This is a genomic window from Wolbachia endosymbiont (group A) of Apoderus coryli, from assembly GCF_947251615.1.
GTDB lineage: Bacteria > Pseudomonadota > Alphaproteobacteria > Rickettsiales > Anaplasmataceae > Wolbachia.
Genome location: NZ_OX366367.1, coordinates 437,092 through 459,146, shown reverse-complemented (window position 1 = coordinate 459,146; position 22,055 = coordinate 437,092). Strand labels below are relative to the sequence as shown.

General features: G+C 35.1%; 18 protein-coding genes and 2 pseudogenes. 8 read left to right on the top strand and 12 right to left on the bottom strand.

Annotated features, from left to right (window positions below):
* Window position 1: 1 nt before the first annotated feature.
* The 6 genes and pseudogenes from OPR43_RS02420 to OPR43_RS02395 all read right to left on the bottom strand — a co-directional run bounded on the left by OPR43_RS02420 (window position 2) and on the right by OPR43_RS02395 (window position 4,651).
* Window positions 2-307, bottom strand: a complete 306-nt coding sequence (locus tag OPR43_RS02420; protein ID WP_214303342.1) for a head-tail joining protein — start codon at window positions 305-307, stop codon at window positions 2-4.
* 82 nt (window positions 308-389) lie between these two features.
* Complete coding sequence (locus tag OPR43_RS02415) at window positions 390-1,394, bottom strand: major capsid protein (RefSeq protein WP_214303341.1); 1,005 nt, start codon at window positions 1,392-1,394, stop codon at window positions 390-392.
* A gap of 25 nt (window positions 1,395-1,419) precedes the next feature.
* Window positions 1,420-1,791, bottom strand: coding sequence for a head decoration protein (locus OPR43_RS02410; RefSeq protein ID WP_265035633.1), 372 nt, complete (start codon window positions 1,789-1,791; stop codon window positions 1,420-1,422).
* Window positions 1,792-1,933: 142 nt separating this feature from the next.
* Window positions 1,934-2,965 carry a S49 family peptidase gene (locus tag OPR43_RS02405; RefSeq protein WP_214303340.1) on the bottom strand — a complete coding sequence of 344 codons (1,032 nt, stop codon included), beginning with the start codon at window positions 2,963-2,965 and terminating at the stop codon, window positions 1,934-1,936.
* A pseudogene (locus OPR43_RS02400) lies at window positions 2,965-3,474 on the bottom strand (phage portal protein); the annotation flags it as partial. The pseudogene OPR43_RS02400 and the gene OPR43_RS02405, both read right to left, overlap by 1 nt.
* Before the next feature lie 229 nt (window positions 3,475-3,703).
* Window positions 3,704-4,651 carry an IS110 family RNA-guided transposase gene (locus OPR43_RS02395; protein ID WP_265029711.1) on the bottom strand — a complete coding sequence of 316 codons (948 nt, stop codon included), beginning with the start codon at window positions 4,649-4,651 and terminating at the stop codon, window positions 3,704-3,706.
* Window positions 4,652-4,971: 320 nt separating this feature from the next.
* Between OPR43_RS02395 and OPR43_RS02390 the strand changes: the two genes are divergently transcribed.
* The 7 genes from OPR43_RS02390 (at window position 4,972) to OPR43_RS02360 (ending at window position 9,683) form a co-directional block, all read left to right on the top strand.
* Window positions 4,972-5,172, top strand: a complete 201-nt coding sequence (locus OPR43_RS02390; protein WP_265035316.1) for a hypothetical protein — start codon at window positions 4,972-4,974, stop codon at window positions 5,170-5,172.
* On the top strand, window positions 5,156-5,437 hold the full coding sequence (locus OPR43_RS02385; RefSeq protein WP_010082215.1) for a type II toxin-antitoxin system RelE family toxin: 282 nt from the start codon (window positions 5,156-5,158) through the stop codon (window positions 5,435-5,437). The genes OPR43_RS02390 and OPR43_RS02385 overlap by 17 nt, the downstream gene beginning before the upstream one ends.
* An 83-nt stretch (window positions 5,438-5,520) precedes the next feature.
* The gene (locus OPR43_RS02380) at window positions 5,521-5,778 is read left to right on the top strand and encodes a phage tail assembly protein (RefSeq protein WP_007303022.1); all 258 of its coding nucleotides are present in this window, start codon (window positions 5,521-5,523) and stop codon (window positions 5,776-5,778) included.
* A gap of 109 nt (window positions 5,779-5,887) precedes the next feature.
* Window positions 5,888-8,161 (top strand): phage tail tape measure protein, encoded by a 2,274-nt coding sequence (locus tag OPR43_RS02375; protein ID WP_265035314.1) that lies wholly within the window; start codon window positions 5,888-5,890, stop codon window positions 8,159-8,161.
* Window positions 8,161-8,508, top strand: coding sequence for a phage tail protein (locus OPR43_RS02370; RefSeq protein WP_022626303.1), 348 nt, complete (start codon window positions 8,161-8,163; stop codon window positions 8,506-8,508). The genes OPR43_RS02375 and OPR43_RS02370 overlap by 1 nt, the downstream gene beginning before the upstream one ends.
* Window positions 8,505-8,714: a tail protein X gene (locus OPR43_RS02365; protein ID WP_010081876.1), complete on the top strand. Its 210-nt coding sequence runs from the start codon at window positions 8,505-8,507 to the stop codon at window positions 8,712-8,714. Before OPR43_RS02370 ends, OPR43_RS02365 begins: the two co-directional genes overlap by 4 nt.
* A complete protein-coding gene (locus OPR43_RS02360; RefSeq protein ID WP_265035312.1) occupies window positions 8,715-9,683 on the top strand; it encodes a contractile injection system protein, VgrG/Pvc8 family in 969 nt (322 codons plus the stop codon).
* Window positions 9,684-9,876: 193 nt separating this feature from the next.
* Here the strand turns inward: OPR43_RS02360 and tnpC are convergent, their stop codons facing one another.
* The 5 genes from tnpC to OPR43_RS02335 form a co-directional block, all read right to left on the bottom strand.
* Complete coding sequence (tnpC, locus tag OPR43_RS02355; protein WP_265035310.1) at window positions 9,877-10,968, bottom strand: IS66 family transposase; 1,092 nt, start codon at window positions 10,966-10,968, stop codon at window positions 9,877-9,879.
* 8 nt (window positions 10,969-10,976) lie between these two features.
* A protein-coding gene (locus OPR43_RS02350; protein WP_265035308.1) for an IS630 family transposase occupies window positions 10,977-11,976 on the bottom strand; the annotation gives its coding sequence in 2 pieces (ribosomal slippage) (window positions 10,977-11,525 and window positions 11,527-11,976; 999 coding nt in all).
* Window positions 11,977-12,030: 54 nt separating this feature from the next.
* Window positions 12,031-12,321 carry a DUF6444 domain-containing protein gene (locus OPR43_RS02345; protein ID WP_265035305.1) on the bottom strand — a complete coding sequence of 97 codons (291 nt, stop codon included), beginning with the start codon at window positions 12,319-12,321 and terminating at the stop codon, window positions 12,031-12,033.
* Window positions 12,322-12,383: 62 nt separating this feature from the next.
* Window positions 12,384-15,467 carry an ankyrin repeat domain-containing protein gene (locus tag OPR43_RS02340; RefSeq protein ID WP_265035303.1) on the bottom strand — a complete coding sequence of 1,028 codons (3,084 nt, stop codon included), beginning with the start codon at window positions 15,465-15,467 and terminating at the stop codon, window positions 12,384-12,386.
* Window positions 15,467-16,912: an OTU domain-containing protein gene (locus tag OPR43_RS02335; protein WP_265035301.1), complete on the bottom strand. Its 1,446-nt coding sequence runs from the start codon at window positions 16,910-16,912 to the stop codon at window positions 15,467-15,469. Before OPR43_RS02335 ends, OPR43_RS02340 begins: the two co-directional genes overlap by 1 nt.
* 270 nt (window positions 16,913-17,182) lie before the next feature.
* On the opposite strand from OPR43_RS02335, the pseudogene OPR43_RS02325 reads away from it, so the two are divergent.
* Window positions 17,183-18,149: pseudogene (locus OPR43_RS02325) on the top strand (IS110 family transposase).
* A gap of 194 nt (window positions 18,150-18,343) precedes the next feature.
* Here the strand turns inward: OPR43_RS02325 and OPR43_RS02320 are convergent.
* Complete coding sequence (locus tag OPR43_RS02320) at window positions 18,344-21,793, bottom strand: TomO hydrophobic C-terminal domain-containing protein (protein WP_265035295.1); 3,450 nt, start codon at window positions 21,791-21,793, stop codon at window positions 18,344-18,346.
* Between the last annotated feature and the right edge of the window lie 262 nt (window positions 21,794-22,055).

Genomic DNA, 22,055 nt, shown 5'->3' with positions numbered 1-22,055 from the left:
TTTACACCCCAGACGCTTTTATTTTCCACGTTATTCCAGACTTGTCTCTAAGTGGCGGTGAGTGTACTTTATATCTTCGATCACCTATAACAAAAACATCTCCTACTATTGGCCTTAACACATCAAACGCACTTACTTCTAACGCTAAAGTTTCTTCCACAAATTGTCCTTCACCAATCTCGTATAATTTATCTGGCTGTTGCTTTAATACTTGTACCATGTATGACTTATCCTTTGATTTATACAAAGCCACTTCTCCTAAATGGGCAAAACAATCTTTTAGTAATCTCTTAATATTCTCTTGCATTCTTTCATAAGTATGCTAATAAGGTATATACTAGTAGAGTCCTCTTGTGCCTCACCAACTTGTAGTTACTCTACCAGTATTGTTATGCTGCAACGACTTTTACTAATGTTCCTGGTCTGTGGCACACTGGCAGAGGATTTGACTGTGTATGTAAATCAGTTCCTCTATCAAACCTCCTTGGCTCTTGTTTTGCATATAGTGGCTGTCCAAGGGTATTTACTGTCTCATTAAAGTCTGCTGGTGCAAAATATGTTGTAAATGTACTTGCTGTTCCTACTGGAAAACAGTGCCCTGTATCTCTTTCTATAAATCTTCTCACGGTTCCTTCAGGATCAGTTGCTTGCCCTCTATATTCCTCAAATGTGATTCCACAGAACGTAAACCCTGACCTCATATCATTCCGAAGCGCTGCTCCTTCTTGCCATCTTTCATATGCTTCTTTTACTTTAGTATGAGAAGTAAGTGCATCAAAAAACTCAGGGCTTACTAAAGCATGAATCCCGGTCATATATTCACCACTTAAGTTGTCTTCAATATGCCGCAATACTTCCAGACACTTACGTTTTACATCTGTTGTTGCTGTTCCAAGGGCGAAATTTACTACTTTTGGTGTTATTTTAAATTCGTTGTACAGATTTAATAATTCTGACCCATCAGCATCTAAAATTATTCCTTTCAGCGCTCCCATACGCAAATGCTCCAACGTTATTGCATGTTTATTTCTCATTAGCTGCAAATGGTCAGTTATTACATCTGCCAGCGCTTTCAGTTCACTCTCTGATCCAAATGCCCTTATTCCTTGCACTTCTTCTGGTAACACCACATCATCATGAGGAATATGAGGAATGGTAAATGTCCTTACCTTTCTTTTACCACGTTTTCCTACTGTTGCTGGTGCCCCTGGTACTTGCGTTGGTAGTAGACTTAAAACTCCATTATGTTCTTCTATTGTAATATGTCTAAATCTTACTGACCTACTTGGAAACAAATTTAGATTTTCAACTCGTCCATAATTTATCGGCAATATATTCATCGCATTTGTTAGTGCCGTCATGCTAAATGCTGTATTTGTAAATGGATTTTGCATTCTTTTTCCCCCTTATTAATTTAAGTTACACTCCCTTGCGGACAATGATCCCTCGTCCTTCAAGTTGCTTTATTGCTGCAGCTTTCTGTTCTTCAGTGATATTTGCTGGCCACACAACTGCATGATCTGCTAGTATTGCACCACGAGTAATAATTACTGCTTTGGCATTTTCTGTCGCATTTACATCACTTACTATTGCACCTATTGCTGTTTGTGTGCCATCTGTTCCAGCAGGATTAAGTACTCTAATAAAACCATCTTCCGTCTTTTTGGCAACTACTGCACCAAGCTTAAGATTTTGACCTTTAGCTACTGTTATTTGGTCTCTTGAATATAGGTTGGACACTTCATATTTCAGAAGATCGCCTAAATTATTTCCTTCAGTTATACTTATCATGTCTTTTTCTCTCCTTTTTTTATTTTTTTTACCGCCGTGTTTATAACTGCTATACACTGCGGTTATTACCTTATAATTAGCCATTATGGCGCATTTTGGACACTTATTTACCGCAGAGCACTATATATGGCGGTTATAAAATTTAAATGCACCGACTTTTCGCTACCTGTGTCATCAAATCTTCCTGCGAATTCTGTGGTATTGCACTCAGTATCTCTGTCTTCTTCGTTCTCTCTGCAAGTAATTCCATTAAAACCTCCCTTGCTTGCTCAACACTTACGCCTTGCTCAATAAATTCTCCTATTTTCTCTGGCATTCGTGATAAGTTACATAAACGTATTAATTCAACAACTTCAGTACGATACTTAGTTAAATTATCAGTTTCTAGGTCAGTTGTAGTTTGTTTATTCATAGTATTTTCTCCTTTGTTAATAAATTCAAAAAATGTTGTAACTCCATCTGCAAGACCTATTTCTACTGCTTTCTCGCCAAAATATAGACCTGCTTCTGTTGATCGAATCTTTTCAATTGAAAGACCTCTGTTTCTTGCTATTAGCTGCACAAACATTTCATATAGTCGGTCTACTTCTTTTTGTAAGCTTTCCAGACTTTCAGACGTCATTGGCTCATGTGGATTTAAATCATTCTTTCTCTTGCCTGCAAAAATAGTTGTGTATTTTATTCCTTGCTTTTCATCAAAACCGCTTTGGTCAATGTGACTTGCAATAACACCTATACTTCCAACACCAGAGGTTCTACACACAAAAACCTTTTCAGCGCTTGAAGCTATAGCATATGCAGCAGAGTACGCATCATCATTTGCTATCGCTATTATCCTCTTTTTTCCTCTTACACCGTAGATAAAATCAGCTAGATCAAACACTCCATTTACTTCTCCACCTGGACTATCTATGTCAAGTAGAATCGTCTCTATGCTTTTATCTTCTAAAGCACTCTCTATCTCTTCATGAATATTTTCATACGAAGTCATATCTAAAATATGATCAAAAGCTTCTGTTTTTTTTGTCAAAACTCCATAAATACGTATTATTGCTATTCCTTTTGGGTTTATATGAAAATGCTTTAAGTTCTTAAAGATAGGTTGTTTGCTATTATATAATGATAATAGTTCAAAGCTTCTTCTCTCTACCATTACTGGTTTATTTATCCACATCACCTTCCTTCCCTTTTATGATTAATGTCAGAATCGAAACAAAGTCCAAAAGAATCAGCTCGCTTTTGATCTTCGGCAATCTCTTGATCAATTTCTTCAACATCGTAACCCAATTCTGAAACAACTTCTGAGCGACTCTTGAAGCCATTTCTTACTGCCATCTGTTGTGCTTGTTGATCTTTCAGTGGATCCACCCAATCAAATCCCTGTGGTATCCATTTTACTTCTTCTTTCGCTGCTTTTGCCACTTTTTCATCTATACGGAGTTCTCCACAAAGTACTGCTAACTCTAGCCATCTACTCCATACTGGTCTACAAAATTGGAATACCATAATGTTATGTTGCAGCATAGCGCATCGACGACGAAACTCTATCAGTCCTGCTCTGATTGATGAATAATTAACACCCGTTAAATCTCCTGTTAGTTGTTCGTATGTTATCCCTGTGCCTATTGCAATAGCTCTCAGCTGCTGTCTCATGAATGCTTCATAACTTCCTCCAACATCAGATCAACTATGTTTTTTTAAATTTTTTGAATTTAGTTTTATTACAACTCTTGTTTATAACTTTGTATTTTTATTCAATTAAAAAATGTATTTTTGGTAACAAAAACCCTAGTTTACTACAGAAAGAAATTTATATCAAACAACTACCACTGCTTAGACCGTATGGTTGATGAATATGTGCTTTAAATTTGTGTGGGCGCACATATTCATCAACCTATTTTCTATGCAGATTTTAAAAATTTACGTTGACTGCTTCTTTAAGTCTTGCATTAGCAATCACTATAATTTTACGCATTAGAGCTGTTATAGCTACCATCTTTTTTTTACCTCTACCAATGAGATCAGAATAAAAAGCACCAAGTACAGATTTAGACTTTGCAGCAGCCATAGCAGCAGTAAAAAGCTTTGCACGAACATTGCTTCTACCACCTGTTATCCTTCGGTAACCAATAGTTTTACCGCTTTCTTTTGGATGCGGGGCAACTCCAGCAAGACTTGCAACTTCTTTTTTGTTTAAGTAGCCAAGTTCTGGCATCAGGCATACAAAATCTTGAGATAACTTGATACCTATTCCCGGTACTGTTCTAAGTATTTTTTGGCGCTTTTGTAACTCTAGATTTTCATCAATGATTTTTTGTATTGCATTATTGATCTCATTTATCTGACCGTTAAAAAAGTCAATGGTTTTTTGGCAACTTTCTTTTATATGCTCGTTTTCAGGTGCTTTCAGTCTACATTTCTCTTGAACTCTCATTTGTGTAATGTCATCACGTCGTTGACAAAGTGCAACTAAGGCTGTTTGTTCTTTTGACATAGGCACAAATAGAGATAGAGTACTATAGCGTTCACATCCATATTGAGCAAGAGCTCTTGCATCTGATTGATCAGACTTTGCTAAAGTTCCATGAGATATGACAAAGCTTTTTACTTTGCGAGTATTAGCTCGATGTACAGCAACATTCTTATCAACAAGAAAATGTGCTAAGCCAAGCTCATATTTTCCAGTGTTTTCCAAAGTTACTAGAGAATTAGGTAGGATATCTGAAAATTTTTGAAACAACTGTTGCCAACCAGTAGCATCATTGTCAAACTTGATAGTGCTCTTTTGGTTGTGAGTTGCGGCAACATTTTTAAATTTTCCGATATCAATTCCAATGAAATTTTGATAAGATGTAATCATAATAAATAACCTCGATAGTTTAATTAATTTAAGATTGTAAACGGGTGCATACATATGTCCCATGCAACTATTCAAACGTATCGAGAGATGGGGCTAGTGTACCTTGATCTGAACGGTTGTAATACCAATGGCTCTTCGGTCGCACATGCCCGTGATAGCCCTATTCCTATAGTGAGTAGGGTTATCTTTCCCTCTTATCTCTTTTATATCACATTTTTAACTTACAATGGCTTTGTTACAAGCGGTCTTAGGGATCTAATATAGTTGACAAAATTACATAAAAATGTTAAAATACAGGAAGTTATAGGTATATAGTTAATATGGACTCTAAAGCTCGTATAAATCACATAGAGCAGCTAACTGGTTTACTTGTTAGTGTAGCACAATCTCAAGACAAGTCCGTTTTAAAGTTATTAACTGAATTAATGGAAGAAGAAATTGAAGATATGGAATTATCTAAGATTGCTGACGAACGCTATAAAGAAAAGAGGGTTAAACATCAAGATGCCTTCTGGGATTAAGCCTTACAATATAGACTATTCAGAATCTGTTATAAAGAAAGACATTCCGGCTCTTCCAGCAAAAGTAAAGTTAATGATTAAGAAGGCAATAATGGAGCGTCTAACAGTTGATCCAATTGGACTTGGAAAGCCATTAAAGCATAACTTAAGTGGACAACGTAGTCTACGGGTGAGTACCTATCGTATACTTTATTATATAGATGTACCAGAACATACAGTAGTTATTACTTCAATTGAACACAGAAAAGATTCTTATCAAAGCTAATCCTATTTATAGCACCATACAAAGAAATTAGTTATGTAAAAGCCGATATAGACTTTTATTTAATTAACTTTTTAAGGAGGAACATGCAAGCTATAACACTTAATAACCCAATAACAGTTGATGGTATTTCTGTCTCAGAACTTACTGTTAGACGTCCAAAAGTTAGAGACTATTTGGCAATAGAACGCCTTAATGGTAGTGATCTGAGTAAGGAAGTAACTTTGACTGCCAATTTGACATCAGTTGCAAAAGAAGCAATTGAAGAGTTAGATATTGCTGATTATGTGAAAGTTCAAGAGGTATTAAAGGATTTTTTTTCACCGATTATCCAAAAAACTTGAGATTAGAAATACTAGTGCTTGGCTCTATCATAGGTGGTGGAGTTGAGCACATTCTTGATATGGAGATTAGTGAGTTTATTTCATGGAGCAAATTAGCTAGGGAGTTCAAATGTCAGTATTATCGATAAAAATAGGTGCGGTACTTGATGACAGTTTTAATACTGTAATAAAGGGAAGCAGTAATCAACTTACCCGTCTTGGTGAGAATATAAGAAAGCTTGACTCATCTTTAAAATCAGTATCAAAGTTTAAGCAGTTGGGTCATGATGTTTTGACTAGCAGGAGGTCGTGGAAGGGCTTTGAAGATCAAGTAAAATCTTTAGCTAAACAAATGAAAGAGGTAGAGAAACCGAGCAAAACTTTAAAAGCTGAGTTTGATAAAGCTAAATTTTCTGCAACAAAAGCAAAAGAGGCATACTTAAGGAAGAGAGATGCTTTGCATTCATTCAATGAAGAAGTAAGAAAAAGTGGAAGAAATATTAAGTACTTAGTAAGTGACCAACATAAACTTGGCTCTTCTATTGAAGTATTAAAAGGTAAGTATGGTAAGCTTGGATCTGCAATACGTAGTCACCAAAGTTTTTTAGCAAGCAAAGCACATTTTAAGTCACAAATTATAGAGACTATTGGGCTAGGGCTAACGCTTGCAGCTCCAGTTAAAGTTGCAATTGACTTTGAAAGTGCTATGGCTGATGTTACAAAAGTGGTAGATTTTAAAAAAGGAACGGATGAAGCAACTAAATTTGCAAAGAAGTTAAAAGAGATGTCACGTACTATACCATTATCAGCCGCAGAACTGGCACAAATAGCTGCAAGTGGTGGTCAACTTGGTATCAAGAAAGAAGATCTTTTTATGTTTACAGAAACAGTGGCAAAAATGTCTACAGCATTTGATATGTCTGCAGAGCAAGCAGGTGATTCTATAGCTAAACTCTCTAACGTTTATGGAATTGATGTTAGTAAAATGGAATACGTTGGTAATGTAATCAATCACTTATCAGATAACACTGCTGCCAAAGCAAAAGATATGGTTGAAGCTCTAGCAATAGTTGGTGGTACTGCAAAACAATTTGGTCTTGACATCAAGGAAACAAGTAGTTTAGTAAATGCCTTCGTTAGTTTAGGTAAACAACCAGCAAAAGCTGCAACTGCTATAAATGCTCTACTTAGTAAACTTCAGACTGCTGAAGAACAAGGAGGGGATTTTAAAGCAGCATTAGAGCAAATGGGCATAACTGCAGAAGAAATAGTACAAAGAATAAGCGAAAACGGCGAAGAAGCATTACTCTACTTTTTTCAAGCTCTAAAGAAAATGGATAACCAGGAACGTTCTACAATCCTTATGAAACTTTTCGGTCAGGAATATCAAGATGATATTGCATTATTAGCTGGAAGTTTTAACAAATACGAAGATGCTATAAGGTTACTATCTGACACAGAAGAGTACAAGAGCTCGTTGCAGAAAGAATTTCAAAACCGTGTAGACACCACAGCCAGTAAATTACGACTTCTTCGCAACGCAATAGCTGAAGTTGGTATGAACCTGGGTTCAGTGATGCTGCCTACTTTAAAATCTATAGCTGAATTTTTACAAGAAAAAACTAGAAGCATAGCGTTATTTGCAGAAAAATATCCAACTTTAACCAAAGCAATCATGGGTACTGTAGCAGCCTTGATAAGTTTAAAAGTTGTAGCAGTGGGACTAGGATACGGATTTACATTGCTAGGAAGTACGATTTTTAGTCTGAAAGTAAACCTACTTGGAGTATTTTCATTTTTATCAGCTACAGTTTTTCCTGCAGTAGTAACAGGACTAAGAGCAGTAACACTCGCTATAATGAGTAACCCTATAGGACTTTTAATTACTGGACTTGTCACTGGCGCAGCACTTGTTATAACTAACTGGCAAAAGGTAAAAGACTTTTTCTCTAGCTTTTGGAAATCGATAATAAAACCCATAGAAGAAGCTTTTTCATGGATAGGTGAAAGTATATTTGGAAAAGTATTGGGAAATAGCCCACTGAAAGAGTTTGAAAAAAGAAAAACTGAAGTAAAAGCAGTGCACACTCCCCTAAAAAGTAATATTCTCAACAGTGGAAATCCTGTGCTAGGTAACAGTATAATTAAAGAATTTTCAAAGAGAAATAAAAATAGCTTCAGAGTCAAAAGCCTTATTGAGGAGACAGAGAGCGATAAGATATTTGCAAGGAGTAAGTTTGAAAATAAAGAACAAAATAAAACTCAGAACATCACTAATAATTACACTATCAGCATTAAAGCAGAACCTAACCAAGATGTTCGTAGTCTTGCAGATGAAGTAATAAAAAGGATAAGAGAAAAGTCACGTGATGTTTTATTTGATACGGTAGAGACATTTTATTGATGCTATCTCTTGGTCCGTATAAGTTTGCTCCCACAAGTTTAAAGTATAGCAGAGAAAATCGTTGGAGCACGATTGAGTGTATTGAAAATATGCCACTATTACAAAATATCGGTCAAGGTGTAGAAAATATAGATTTAGAAGGAATGATTTATCTGCATAATCTCAACGTGCTAAATCAATTAAAGAGTGTGAAAGAAACTGAAAAACCACATATTTTAGTAGATAGTTTAGGTAATATTTTAGGACAATTCGTAATTACTAGGTTAGAAGAAAAGCAGATGTATTTTTTACCTAATGGACTACCGAGAAAAATTGAATTTAGTTTGAGTTTAAAAAGCTATAGATGACTATATACTATGTGAGTAAAGAAAATGAGATGTTAGATCTGATTTGCTGGAAACATTACGGATTTACGGATGGAGTAGTGGAATTAGTACTAGCAGAGAACTTGGGTTTGGCAGAATACGGAAGCTTTTTGCCCGCAGGATTAAAGATAAAGCTTCCTACTATTAAGAAAATAGTACAAAAGTCAAAATTAAAGGTCTGGGAATAAATGCAGCCAGATTTTATAATAGATAAATGTGAATCAATTAAAGATAGAGTTATATCATTGCACCTTACAGATGAATCAGGAATAATAGATGATGTAGTTGAAGTGTGTGTTGATTACAGGGATGAAGGCATAGATATTCCGAATGAATTGAACATAGCACTAGGTTATAAGGAAATTGGAATCTTTCCAATGGGTATATATACAGTCAACGAAGTGACTATACAGGGTCCACCTAAGACTCTACTAATCAAAGCTCATGCAACAAATTTAAGAATATCTTTGAAGGCAAAAGTATCAAAAGAATGGCGCCAAATTACCATAGAAAACTTAGTAAAAGAAATAGCCCAAAAACGTGGATATGGATACAAAGTCGCTGAGGAATTTAAGAATGTATTGATACCCCATATTAATCAGGCAGATGAAAGTGATATAAGTCTGTTAACAAAGATCGCAACAGAGCGTGAAGCAATGGCAAAATTAGCTGGTGGGTATATATTGTTTATTTCAAAGAATATGGCAAAATCAGCCACAGGAAAAGCTTTAGGAACAACGACTATTAGACCTCAAGATACAATTAACTGGAAAGTGCATTTTACCGTACGTGATAAGTATAATTCAGTAGTGGCAAAATGGCATAGCTATGAAAAGGGTGAAACTATTAAAGAAACAGTTGGTAGCGGCGAGCCAAGTTATATTATGTTAGAAATGTACTCAAATGCAGAATCAGCACTAAGTGCAGCAAATGCTAAGTTAAAACAACTAAAGCGAAATAATGCAGTATTGGATATCACTATACCTGGTAATCCAGAGTTATTTGCAGAAGCTAAACTTAATCTTATAGCTTTTAATCAAGCGGTAGATGGTGAATGGATAGTTAACAGAGCGGAGCATACTTTAAATAGCTCAGGTTACCGTAACCGTTCACGGATTGTGAGAATGAATAAAGAACTAAGCAGTGACAGCTACTAGATTCTGTAGCTTTTGAAAGGTAACCGTTCACGGATTGTGAGAATGAATAAAGAACTAAGCAGTGACAGCTACTAGATTCTGTAGCTTTTGAAAGGGGTTCTGGCCATTTAGACGTGATGTCAAAAATATCGACAACATTCTTTCCACGAATCTTTCTCGTAACCGTTCACGGATTGTGAGAATGAATAAAGAACTAAGCAGTGACAGCTACTAGATTCTGTAGCTTTTGAAAGGGGTTCTGGCCATTTAGACGTGATGTCAAAAATATCGACAACATTCTTTCCACGAATCTTTCTCCACGTTCTGACCAGGTGAAAAAGCTGTTTTTACGATAAATTACGTACCGTCTAATTTGCCGTTCTGCAAGGTTATTAGTTGTTTCTATCACTTCAGGTTTTCTTAAAAACTTCCACATCATATCCTCAGACCGTAACATCTTAGCGGCCATTCTTGAAGCTTGAGTGCTATTTGCAACCCTCGTCATTTTACGTAAAAAATGTTTTACCCTTTTCCGAATTTTTCGCACCAGTCGATAAAATCTCAAATTATCTATCAAATTTTGTTTTTTTGCCTTATCTACTACAAACACCTTATTGCTGAGCGATTTTAGTGCTTGGCCAATTTTGCTCACTTCAACATTTTTACTATGGGCAAATCTCTCAAAATCTCTTGCCAGATGTGCCCAACATATCTGTCTATTTTCACGATTGAAGTAATTGTATACAGCGTATCTATCGCTCACAACTATACCATCATATTCTGGCAGTAAACTCTTCAACACCTTCTTACCACGAGACTCGCTTACCTTCAGAAGTGTCAACGCTTTGTTTGTTATTACCCAACTCCAGCCTCTCTTTCCTTGATTTCTGTGCCCTGTTTCGTCTATATGCAAATACTCGCTTCCTTGCAACTCTTCCTTCATTTTCTCATATTCAGATGCACACTTCTTCGATACCCTGCGTTCAGTATTTGAGACTAAACCAAGGCTTATATTGAGATTAAATATACTGCCCAAAATTTGCTGTACCTCTCTTTTTGAGTTAATAAAAAAGCCGCTAAGGCTGCTTATAACTGTTTTAGCATTGGGTCCTAGAAAATCTCTTGCAACACCTTTGGGTAAATGTGCTGTAATTCTTTTATTACATACTCTACAATGTCCTCTTTGCAACCTGTACTCAGTTACAATTGGCTTAATTTCTGGCAACTCTGCCTTCTGATGAATAATTTCATCTTCTAAAGTAATCTTACCTCCACACATACAAATCGTATCAATTGTGCATCTCATACCAACCCTCACAAATAACTAGACAAATAATTCACAGAGCAAATGGTTTTGATCGAACTTTCCGTAATATCTCGAATAAATTCAGATACAGCATTTTCGAGTAATTTAATAGAGTCATACATCTTGTTCTTTATTAGATTGTCCTTTAAATGTTGCCAAAATCTTTCCACAGGATTAAGCTCAGGCGAGTACGGCGGCAAATAAATTATGGTGATATTTTCAGGAGTTTTTAAACCTTTAGACCTATGCCAACTTGCGCAATCCATGATAAGAAAAGCTTCTCTAGTCCCCAAATCTTTCGACATCTGCTCCAAAAATATGTTCATGCAATCTGTATTTACATGTGGAGCAAGTAGGCTAACATCATCTCCATTCCTTGGATTTATAGCACTGTAAAGATAGAAATTTTCTCTTCCGATTTTTACTTTAACTTGTGTTCTTGAGCCCTTTTTAAACCATCCATGTCCAACTTTCGAGTGCGTTCCAAATCTCGATTCATCGAAAAAAAATACCTCTTTTTGCTGGTTCTTTTCCACAATTTCATTGAGATTTTTTTTTGAACTCCTCTTGTTTATAATGCGCTGGGCGAGGTGTGATATATGTAAATCCTAGCTTTTTCATAAGCCTTCTCGCTGTTGACTCACTTATTTTGATAGCTAACATTCCTTCAACTATACCTTGCAATTTTTTAGCAGTCAGATTTGCCCCATCTTCTTCTATTACCTCTCTTATTTTTTCTTTCTTCTCTTCATTCAGTTTTGGCTTAGGTCCTCGCCCTGGCTGTATTGCAAACCCAATAACACCTTTTTCTTTAAATCTTGCAATCCATTTCATTAATGTGGTTCTCGTAATTCTATATATTTTAGCAACTTTTGAGATACCATACTCCTTTGCTGATATTATTGCTTGTAACCTTCTTCCTATCTCTCCTCTTATTCCATATTTTTTTAATTCTAACTTGCATTGATTATATAGTTCTTCTCCTATTGCTTTACTTTTTCCTGCCATAAACTACATATTTATTCTTTCTAGCCTCAATTGTTTATAGTTTTTACTATTTGTCTATCTATTAGTGGAGATTGGTATCACTACCTTGTCTGCAGCCATTAATTCACGCTTATGCACCTTATGTCCTGGCTGACCTCCTGGTTTTTTATCACTTTTCTTTTTTGCTTTCTTACGATATATATCCCGTGATGGTGGCAGCGATGAATTTTGCGAATTTAAGCCCAATTTGTCTTCTAATTCAACTATTTTTGCTTTCAAGCTATCATTTTCTCTGATCAGTGCTTTTATTTCTTCCTTGAGATTAGCGTTTTCTGCTACAACCTTTTCTTGCAGCACTGTTGTCATTTACCCATTCCATATTTAGCTTCCTATCTCTTTACACTTTTATACTTACTTTGTAAACCACCTTATCTCCGTGAACGGTTACAAAAGTTAGGTGATCTTGCTAGTTGATTATCTATTGTTGCATCACCGAAATAAGTTTCAGGGTTATCATCTATTTCATCATTAGTTTCAAATGGAGCTTGCTTCCCTTCTTTTAACTCAGCATTATACATATGACTATTTATTTTATCACGAAGTAAATTTACAATCTCCTTTAGATCCGCATTTTCTTGGTCTTTAGCTAATTTTTTCTGAGCTAAATCTAGAAAAACCTTGCTATAATCATGTGTGGTAATAAAATTAACTTTCCTATCTGCCAAGTACCTTACCACATTTGGTACAGCATATTCAATAGCATAACACAGAAGATCCTTAACACTATCTTGGTTCTCAAGATCGACTATTTTTTCATTTTCTATCAAATATGTTACTACATCTAATGCATCACTTTTAACAGCTGATTCCAGAAGACCCTTAGTGTCATTTGAGTTATTAAGATCGATAACACCTTTATCTTTTACTAAGTATTCTACTACATTTGATGCATCATTCCTAAGAGCTGAATCCAGAAAAGTCTTAACATCATCTTGGTTATTGAGATCAACTACATTTACCAAACGTTCTACTATACTTGCCAAGTCATTCTCGATAGCTAAGATAAAAAGAGCCCTAGCATCACCTAAGTTCTTCTCAAGGTCGACCACTTCTATAAGATATCCTGCAACACTTCCACCCTGACTCTCAACAGCTAAATTCAAAAGAGCCTTAGCATCACCTGGGTTCTTCTTAAGATCGATCACTTTTTTCTCTTCTATCAAATATTTTACAACGTTTAAAGCAGGACTTTGAATAGCTAAATCCAGAAATAAATTAGTATCACTTGGGTTCTTCTCAAGACCAATCTCTTTTCTCTCTTCTATCAAATATTTCACTACAGCTATTGCATCGCTCTCAATAGCCACATGCAGAAGAGTGTTACCATCATCATACTTGGCACTAAAATCAACTTTCTTATCTATCAAGCACTTCACTATATCTAGTGAATCATTTTCAGCAGCTGAGCGCAGAAGAGCCATGCCATCGTTATTAAGATCGATCGCATTTTTGTCTTCTATCAAGTATTTTACTACACCCAGTGCATTATTTTTAGTAGCCAAGCTTAAAAGAGTCTTACCTTGCTCCTTAAGGTCAACCACATCTTTGTCTTCTATCAAATACTTTACTACATCCAGTGAATCATTTTCAGCAGCTAAGCGCAGAAGAGCCATGCCATCGTTATTAAGATCGATCGCATTTTTGTCTTCTATTAAGTACTGCACTACACTTGATATGTTATTCATAACAGAAAAGTATAAGAGAGTTTCACCATTGTAGTCTTTAGCATTAAAATCCACTCCTTTATCTATCAAGTATTTTACTACACCCAGTGTATTATTTTTAATAGCCAAGCTTAAAAGAGTCTTACCTTGCTCCTTAAAGTCAACCACATTTTTGTCTTCTATCAAATACTTTACTACATCCAGTGAATCATTTTCAGCAGCTAAGCGCAGAAGAGCCATGCCATCGTTATTAAGATCGATCGCATTTTTGTCTTCTATTAAGTACTGCACTACACTTGATATGTTATTCATAACAGAAAAGTATAAGAGAGTTTCACCATTGTAGTCTTTAGCATTAAAATCCACTCCTTTATCTATCAAGTATTTTACTACACCCAGTGCATTATTTTTAGTAGCCAAGCTTAAAAGAGTCTTACCTTGCTCCTTAAGGTCAACCACATTTTTGTCTTCTATCAAGTACTTGACCACATTTGATATATTATTCATAATAGAAAAGTATAAGAAAGTTTCACCATTGTGGTTTTTGGCATTAAAATCTACTCCTTTATCTATCAAGTACTTTACTACATCTAGCGCATTATTATAAGCAGCAACTTCCAGAAAAATCTTACCTTCATATAAGCTCTGAAGATTGATTATATGTTTCTCTTCCGTCAAATATTTTATTATACCTGGTGCATTCTTACAAGCAGCTAAGAAATTAAACTTCATAATATCATAAATTGAAACGTTAGAACTGTTTGCTGTTTTTTCTATTAAATATTTCATTACACTTAGTGCATTATTATAAGCAGCTAAGCTCAGAAGAGAAACATAATAGTATGAGTTATTAAGTTTGACAGCACCTTTATCTTCTATCAAGTATTTTACTACATCCAGTGCATTATTACAAGTAGCATTATGCAGAGGAAATATAACATAGTATGAGCTGTTAAAACTGATAACATTTTTATCTTCTACCAAGTATTTTATTACATCCAGTGCATTATTATAAGCAGCACTATTCAGAATAGTAAAATAGGTTGAATCTTCAAGATCGGCAGCATTTTTGTTTTCTATCAAGTATTTCACTACATCTAGTGCATTATTACAAGTAGCAGATATAAAAGGTGAAATGTGATTAATGTTTCTAATATTAAAATTGACTTCCTTTTCATCTATCAAGTATTTTACTATATCTAGTGCATTATGTGCAGCAACAAGGTGCAGAAAAGTATTACCAGTCTTCTTATCAACAATATTTGTAATTCCTTTCAATATGTCATCATCTACGTCGCGTAGTATCCTTTCTGCAGCCTGAGGTTGACCATGAGCTATAAGCAAGCTTAATAAACTGTTACGGTCTTCATTGCTAAATCTATTAAATTGGGTAAGAAATTCCTCACATTCACTTACATAGCAGCTCCAAATAGACGCAATGCTATTAGCTTGACTTGTGTCAGCAATATTAATTTTTAATTGTAGAACTTTCTTTAAAACTTCCTTTTCCCTACCTTCTCTTCTTAACTTTAACTTTATTGCTTCTTGAACCAACTTGCTAGTGCTTAACTGCCCACATTTTAAATTAATTAGAGAATATTTCTCAAGTAATTCAATACTACTCCATAATTCCTCTTTTTTATTTGATGCTAATTTAGGAAAAATTTCTTCTATAAAAACCCCGTCAGAATCAAGGTAAGCCATGATTTCAATTACTTCCAATGCTTCAATTCCTAAATCTCCTTGTTCCTTTATCTTTTTTAGTATAATGTTGCAGGCTGCAGCCACTATATCAACATCATGATTGTCTTTGTTATTGCTCTTTGAACGGCAACTTGTGCTAAAACCTCCATCCCTAGCTTCTCACCTAATTCTTTCTTGGAAATCATTTTTAGATACTGATTCTCATAATTTCTAAAAACATCGATGCTAGCCCTGACCAACACCTCTCTAAATTGAGATTTACTAACTTGAAAATTCATTGTATTCCTGGCAACCATTCCAGCACCTTGATTTTGAAAAACTTGAATACATCTATTTGCAAGGCTATCAATAATACCCGAACTTAACAATGCTATTGAACTAGCTGCGGCAGATGATGTACGAGATAACCCAGATGATGCTACTGACGTTGCTGCTTTTATTCCTCCTCCTACAAATCCTAGTGAAATTAATTTTGATAATATGCTCGACTGTTTTTCTTTCTTTTCAATTATTCTACTAGAGTAATCTTTTAGTTTTTCTTGAAATTTCTCAACAAATTTCTCAACAAAAATTTCAAGTAGGGTATGTATTTCTCCTTCACGCTTATAAACTGCAAGATTATTATCGCCTAAACTAAAGCTATTACTGCGACGTCGCTTTTTGCCTGTAGGATCATTTTCCTCTGTATCCAACTTCCGTTTTATAGGATATTTAGTTACCAGTTGACTTGCTTGCGCAAGTTCTATTTTTGTATTCATATTTGAAGAGAAAATTTCTAGGTTTTGAGAAGCATCAAGTCTTGGTTCATTTTCTCCAATGCCTCTCTTTATATCTTTTTCAATATTACTAAGAAGTGGTACAAAATGGCTCCTGTAATTCACTATATAAATGATATTATTACCTGTACCTACATCACCTTTAGTGACATGTAATCCACCTATCCCTTCATCTCTCAATTCTATACTCCTAATTTTTACGCTATACTTTTCACATATCATTTTTCCTTCAATCTCAGGTCTTCCCCATATAGCATCACCTTCTTTAGCTGTCTTTTTGATACTTCTTAAATACTTATCAAAAGTCTTTTTCTTGTCTGGAACTTTGTTCCCTTTTTCATCTTCAATATGACCAAGACTAGGAAAAGCAACATTCTCCTGTGGAACAAAGTAGTCTCCTGCATCCTTTATAATTTCATCTTTGTATTCGTTAGCATAATTTGCACAACCTTCTCTCAACAACTTTACATTAAAATCTTCATCATTTTGAATCAGCCTTCTTTTTTTTAGCTCACTCAATCCTTGAGCCACGGAATCAAAAAAGCAATCTCCTTTACCTACAGCAGCTCCTATTTTAAAGCCCTCAGGCAATTCCTTCCTTAGCATTTCTAAAAGTTGATTAAGCTTCTTTTTTTTCTCCTCATCCTTTGCATTTCTTATCTGACTAAAAATGGAAATAGGTTCTCTAGTAACACAGCTTTCCCGAGCAGCACCATCAGATGATGGACCTGTTACTTTACTTAATTCCAACATATCAAACCTACTATATTAAACCTATACTATATATAGCAACAAAAATTATTAAAGCAAGTTACTTGTATCTTCAAGGAGTAGGGCATTGTAGCTAAAATGTCTTGCAGGGAAGGTGAAGCCGATAAATTACTTATGCCAAAAAGGCTGACAAAAAGATTTTCCTCCCTTCCCATATAGAGTTAAAAGACAGAACAGTATCTTTGGAATTATATCCCGTATCACAAGGTTAGTCTAACTCTCAACTTTATTTATAGTTTTGGAGGCTGGTTTATGCAAGCAAATGTTATTTTAGGTGTAGACATTTCTAAAAAGAAACTAGATGCTTGTTTATTGATAGACAACAAAGAACGACATAAAGTTTTTCACAATAACAAGGAAGGTTTTGAAAAGCTTGTAGCTTGGTGTAATAATCACGGAGCAGTCCTTATTCATCTGTGCCTAGAAGCGACCGGTTGTTACAGTGAAGATATAGTTATTTTATGTATGATCTTGGACATAATGTAAGTGTGGTAAACCCTGCTCAAATCAAGGCTTTTGGCAAAAGTGAGCTATTGAGAAACAAAACAGATAAGTCAGATGCTGCCATGATTGCTAGGTTTTGTATTGCTAATAAACCTAATCTTTGGAAACCTGCGCCTACTGAAGTCAAGCGTTTAAGAGATCTCTATCGTTGTTTGCAAGCACTTAAAGACGACAAGTTACAACAGATGAATCGCTTGGAAAATAAAAATATGGATTCCCGTTGTAAGCAAGCCATACTTGAGGTAGTTGCTACAATAGAAACAGAAATTTCTGCTATAGAAAAAGAAATTTGTGAGCATGTTAATAACCATTCACACCTAAAAAATATGATAGAAAACATCAAGACTGTAAAAGGTATAGGATATCTTACTGCTGTTGCTATCGTTGCAGAAATGCCACCTGTTGATAATTTTGATAATGCTAGACAATTTACAGCCTTTGCTGGTCTAAATCCTGAACATTACCAATCAGGTTCATCTGTAAGTAAAAAAAGTAGAATATGTAAAATAGGGTCGGAACGTATTCGCAAAACTCTTTATATGCCAGCTATAGTAGTCAAGAATCGTAATTCTCACTTTCAAAAATTTTGCCAACGTTTAGCAAACAAAGGAAATGTCCAATGGTAATAATTGTCGCATTAATGAGAAAATTAATGCATGTAGTTTTTGGTGTTTTAAAAAACAATCAACCATTTAATGGTGATTTAGTGAAATAATCAGTTGACGTGAGAGACAGTATCTACTAATTTAATATTATATATCGCTAATAATTTAAATAATATATCCATTTCCAGCATTTAAAACCAAGGGCCGTGAGAACACTTTTCTTTGGGATGGCATGGTCTACCAAGCTTTCATTTATTAATAATTGAATAACTATAGCAAATTATTCAATAATAGACCACTGTATTTATCCACAACTTGCTGCTGCAGTATATCCATTGACTGCAACTTTATCGATGCTACTCTTTTCAAGTGAACTTGAAGGTTTATTACAATAATATACAATTGCAGCAGCAACCAGACAACAAGCTCCAACACCTGCTATTACTCCTGTTACCAGCAAACTAGCACTGAAAGCAAAATATGCAACTGATGCAGCAATTCCTGCAAGCACTCCAGCTATCGCTAATGTCCATGTAGCTGTGGTAGGCCACTTATTTTTTTGTACGCTTTGTGTTACAAGAATACTTCCATTGCTTGAATTATTAGGCTGCATGCCATTGGTTTGAGAACTATTCACTTGTCCAGAGCTTTCGTTAGCTACCGAAGACATTTCTTGTTGAACAGAAACAAGTTTTTGACTTCCACTTTTATCAGGTGGAGTTTCCAGCATAACAGGAGCTTTTTCTATATTTTTTACATTCATTGAAGTTACCGTTGCAGCAGGTGTAGCAGAAGCTTGTACATGTGTGTTATTTCCTTCAAATTCTGTCAACTGAGTAGAATTAAGTTCACTTTCTGCACTATTTTCAGGCACTGTAGTTTCAATTTTATTCTGCCCTGATATGTTCTGCAACTGCTCTAGATTTCTGACAGACTTCGGTTCTTCCTTTTCCTTAAGCTGTTGTTTAATGCTATCTATTTTTGATTGTTGCTTTTTGAACGATGCTGAACCTGTACTTTTCGCCCTTAACTGTTCAAGTAAAATTTCCTTTTCTTCCTTCAATTTTTCTATTTGGTCACTCAGCTTATTTTCATTATCGATAAACTCACTTTCAGCTTGTCTTAGTTTACGAGTTAAATTTTCAATATACTCCCTATCTTTGTTTTTTACTTCTGAATACTTTTCATTTAAACTCCGAAACTTTGCTTCTAATCTCTGCTCCTCTCTCACTACCTGCTCTAATTGCTGATCCTTCTGATTAACCTTATAAGTTAGATCTTGCACATTTGTTTGTACTTCTGAAAGCTCTATCCCTTTTACACTGAGCTCTCTTTTCATTTCTTCAACTCTGTTACTTAGGGTGTCTCTTTCCTGAGTTAAAGAATCGATTTGACTATTTAGATTTTTCTCTTGCTTAATAAGCTTAGCAATTTTTCTTTCATTCTCCTCTTTAAGCTTGCTAACTTCTTCATCCTTACTCTTTAACTGAGCTTCTAATTCCTTTGCTTCCTCTCTAGCTTTATTGAGTTTTTCCTCTTTTTCATCAAGCCCTTTGTCCTTTTCTTGAATTTCATTAGTTAAGATACCTTTGTCCTTTTCAAGCTCATCAAATCTCTTACCCTTCTCCAACAATTGAGCTTCTAGTTCTTCTTTACCTTTTTTAAGCTGAACAACCTGCTTTTGTACTTTTGAAAATTCTTCCTCTTTCGCACTGAGTTCATTTTTCTTTTCTTGAACCTGATTAGTTAGGCTATCTCTTTCTTTTTTAAGCTCATCAAATTCCTTATTCTTCCTTTTCATTTCTTCAACTCTGTTACTTAGGATGTCTCTTTCCTGAGTTAAAGAATCGATTTGACTATTTAGATTTTTCTCTTGCTTAATAAGCTTAGCAATTTTTCTTTCATTCTCCTCTTTAAGCTTGCTAACTTCTTCATCCTTACTCTTTAACTGAGCTTCTAATTCCTTTGCTTCCTCTCTAGCTTTATTGAGTTTTTCCTCTTTTTCATCAAGCCCTTTGTCCTTTTCTTGAATTTCATTAGTTAAGATACCTTTGTCCTTTTCAAGCTCATCAAATCTCTTACCCTTCTCCAACAATTGAGCTTCTAGTTCTTCTTTACCTTTTTTAAGCTGAACAACCTGCTTTTGTACTTTTGAAAATTCTTCCTCTTTCGCACTGAGTTCATTTTTCTTTTCTTGAACCTGATTAGTTAGGCTATCTCTTTCTTTTTTAAGCTCATCAAATTCCTTATTCTTCTCAAGCAACTGAGTTTCTATTTGTCTTTTTGTTCTCGTTAACAAAGTGTTTTGACTATTTAAACTGTTTCTTTCATTGGTTATTGAATTAACCTTATCATTCAACTCCTTAACTTTATTTTGTTCATCTAAAGGGGCTATCCGTTGCTCATTGAAACGACTAGCCAGATTTTTCACTTCTGCTTGTGCCTCTAAAAGCTCTTCCTCTTTTTTATTTTTATCTTGTTTAAGCTGCTCAATGTGCTGATTGCTTCTACTGACCTGATCATTAAGCCTACCAATTTCACTTTCCTTTCGTGCTAACTGCTCCTCTACACAAGCTTCTATTTGTTCTTTATATTGTGTGAACTGCTCAATTTGTTGACTATTTTGACCAGCCAAGCCTTCAATGTTAGCTACATAAAGGCTCTGTACCATATAGTTTTTGTTAAGTTCATCATTTTTATCTTTTTGAAGCTGAACAACTTGATTACTCAGGTCGGTTCTTTCCTCTTTAAGCCCATTAATTTTCTCATCCTTTCTTGCTAGCTCATTTTGCATCTTCGTGATCTGATCTTCCATGGTGTTTCTTTCTGCCTCAATTGAGAAAACTTTTTCATTAAGCTCATTAACTTGATCATTCTTTTCCTCCAACCCTTTCACTTTATTATTCAACTTATTATTCAACTCCATAGCAGCATTGGTACTTCCCTCCAATTCTCGCGCTAGCTGATCTTTTTCATCTGAAATCTCTTCCACTTCATTATTCAACTCCACAGCAACATTGGTACTTCCCTCCAATTCTCGCGCTAGCTGATCTTTTTCATCTGAAATCTCTTCCACTTTATTATTCAATTTCATAGCAGCATTGCTACTTCCCTCCAATTCTCGCGCTAGCTGATCTCGTTCATCTAAAATCTCTTTCTGAGCTCCCTCTATTTTTGTCTTACTTTCTTCCGGTTGAATGGCTTGGTTGTCAAAGCTATTTTGTTTCTTTTCAAGTAAGTTACTTGCTTTATCTAACTCAGCTCCTACTTGATGGACTTTAAGTTCATTTTGATCCCCTATTATTGAATTAGAACCTCCTGCACGAACTAACAAGGTTTTTACTCTTTTAGGAAATACAAGATTTTCTTCCACTTGAGTTCCAGACCTCTTTCTGTAAGGACGATTTCTTGCAGTAGCTTTTTTTTCAGCATTTGCATCGATTCTAGCAACACTAATTTCTGCTGGTTCAATATTTTCCTTACTTACTCTGTTTAAATCTAGATTACGTGTACCATTTCTTTCGGGTGGAAGATTTTTAACTCGAGTTTTAGTCTCCCTTGCATAAGGAGAACTTCTTGTAGCAGTTTTTTTTCCAACACTTGCACCGATTCTAGCAACACTAATTGCTGCTGATTTACTACTTTTCTTACCTGTTTTTTCTAGATTACATATATTACTCTCTTTGAGTAGAAGATTTTCAACATTTTGATGTGTTAAAGAATCTTCACAAACAGCCCCTGAATCAAATAGCATTATAAGTCCTCCTACATTGTCATATCGCTTAAGCTAACGAAACACTACTGTATATATAATTACTTGAATATTTTCATAAAGCAACATTTTTCTATAAAAGATTAATCATCAAAATTGCCTTAACTTTTTTGCGAAATCACTATTAATTTACTAGTAATTTTCAATAAAAACTTAATTGATACAACCATTTCCAGCAACAAAAAGCAGCTAGCGCGAGAACTGTTTGTTTTGGAATGGGTTGGTCTACCGCTTGATTCGTGCG

Coding starts and splice junctions, on each gene's coding strand:
- OPR43_RS02320 (WP_265035295.1), bottom strand. CDS start 21,793: ATGCTATTTGATTCAGGGGCTGTTTGTGAAGATTCTTTAACACATCAA.
- OPR43_RS02345 (WP_265035305.1), bottom strand. CDS start 12,321: ATGACAACAGTGCTGCAAGAAAAGGTTGTAGCAGAAAACGCTAATCTC.
- OPR43_RS02420 (WP_214303342.1), bottom strand. CDS start 307: ATGCAAGAGAATATTAAGAGATTACTAAAAGATTGTTTTGCCCATTTA.
- OPR43_RS02395 (WP_265029711.1), bottom strand. CDS start 4,651: ATGATTACATCTTATCAAAATTTCATTGGAATTGATATCGGAAAATTT.
- OPR43_RS02370 (WP_022626303.1), top strand. CDS start 8,161: ATGCTATCTCTTGGTCCGTATAAGTTTGCTCCCACAAGTTTAAAGTAT.
- OPR43_RS02410 (WP_265035633.1), bottom strand. CDS start 1,791: ATGATAAGTATAACTGAAGGAAATAATTTAGGCGATCTTCTGAAATAT.
- tnpC (WP_265035310.1), bottom strand. CDS start 10,968: ATGAGATGCACAATTGATACGATTTGTATGTGTGGAGGTAAGATTACT.
- OPR43_RS02415 (WP_214303341.1), bottom strand. CDS start 1,394: ATGCAAAATCCATTTACAAATACAGCATTTAGCATGACGGCACTAACA.
- OPR43_RS02385 (WP_010082215.1), top strand. CDS start 5,156: ATGCCTTCTGGGATTAAGCCTTACAATATAGACTATTCAGAATCTGTT.
- OPR43_RS02360 (WP_265035312.1), top strand. CDS start 8,715: ATGCAGCCAGATTTTATAATAGATAAATGTGAATCAATTAAAGATAGA.
- OPR43_RS02380 (WP_007303022.1), top strand. CDS start 5,521: ATGCAAGCTATAACACTTAATAACCCAATAACAGTTGATGGTATTTCT.
- OPR43_RS02365 (WP_010081876.1), top strand. CDS start 8,505: ATGACTATATACTATGTGAGTAAAGAAAATGAGATGTTAGATCTGATT.
- OPR43_RS02390 (WP_265035316.1), top strand. CDS start 4,972: ATGGACTCTAAAGCTCGTATAAATCACATAGAGCAGCTAACTGGTTTA.
- OPR43_RS02405 (WP_214303340.1), bottom strand. CDS start 2,965: ATGTGGATAAATAAACCAGTAATGGTAGAGAGAAGAAGCTTTGAACTA.
- OPR43_RS02375 (WP_265035314.1), top strand. CDS start 5,888: ATGTCAGTATTATCGATAAAAATAGGTGCGGTACTTGATGACAGTTTT.
- OPR43_RS02335 (WP_265035301.1), bottom strand. CDS start 16,912: ATGTTGGAATTAAGTAAAGTAACAGGTCCATCATCTGATGGTGCTGCT.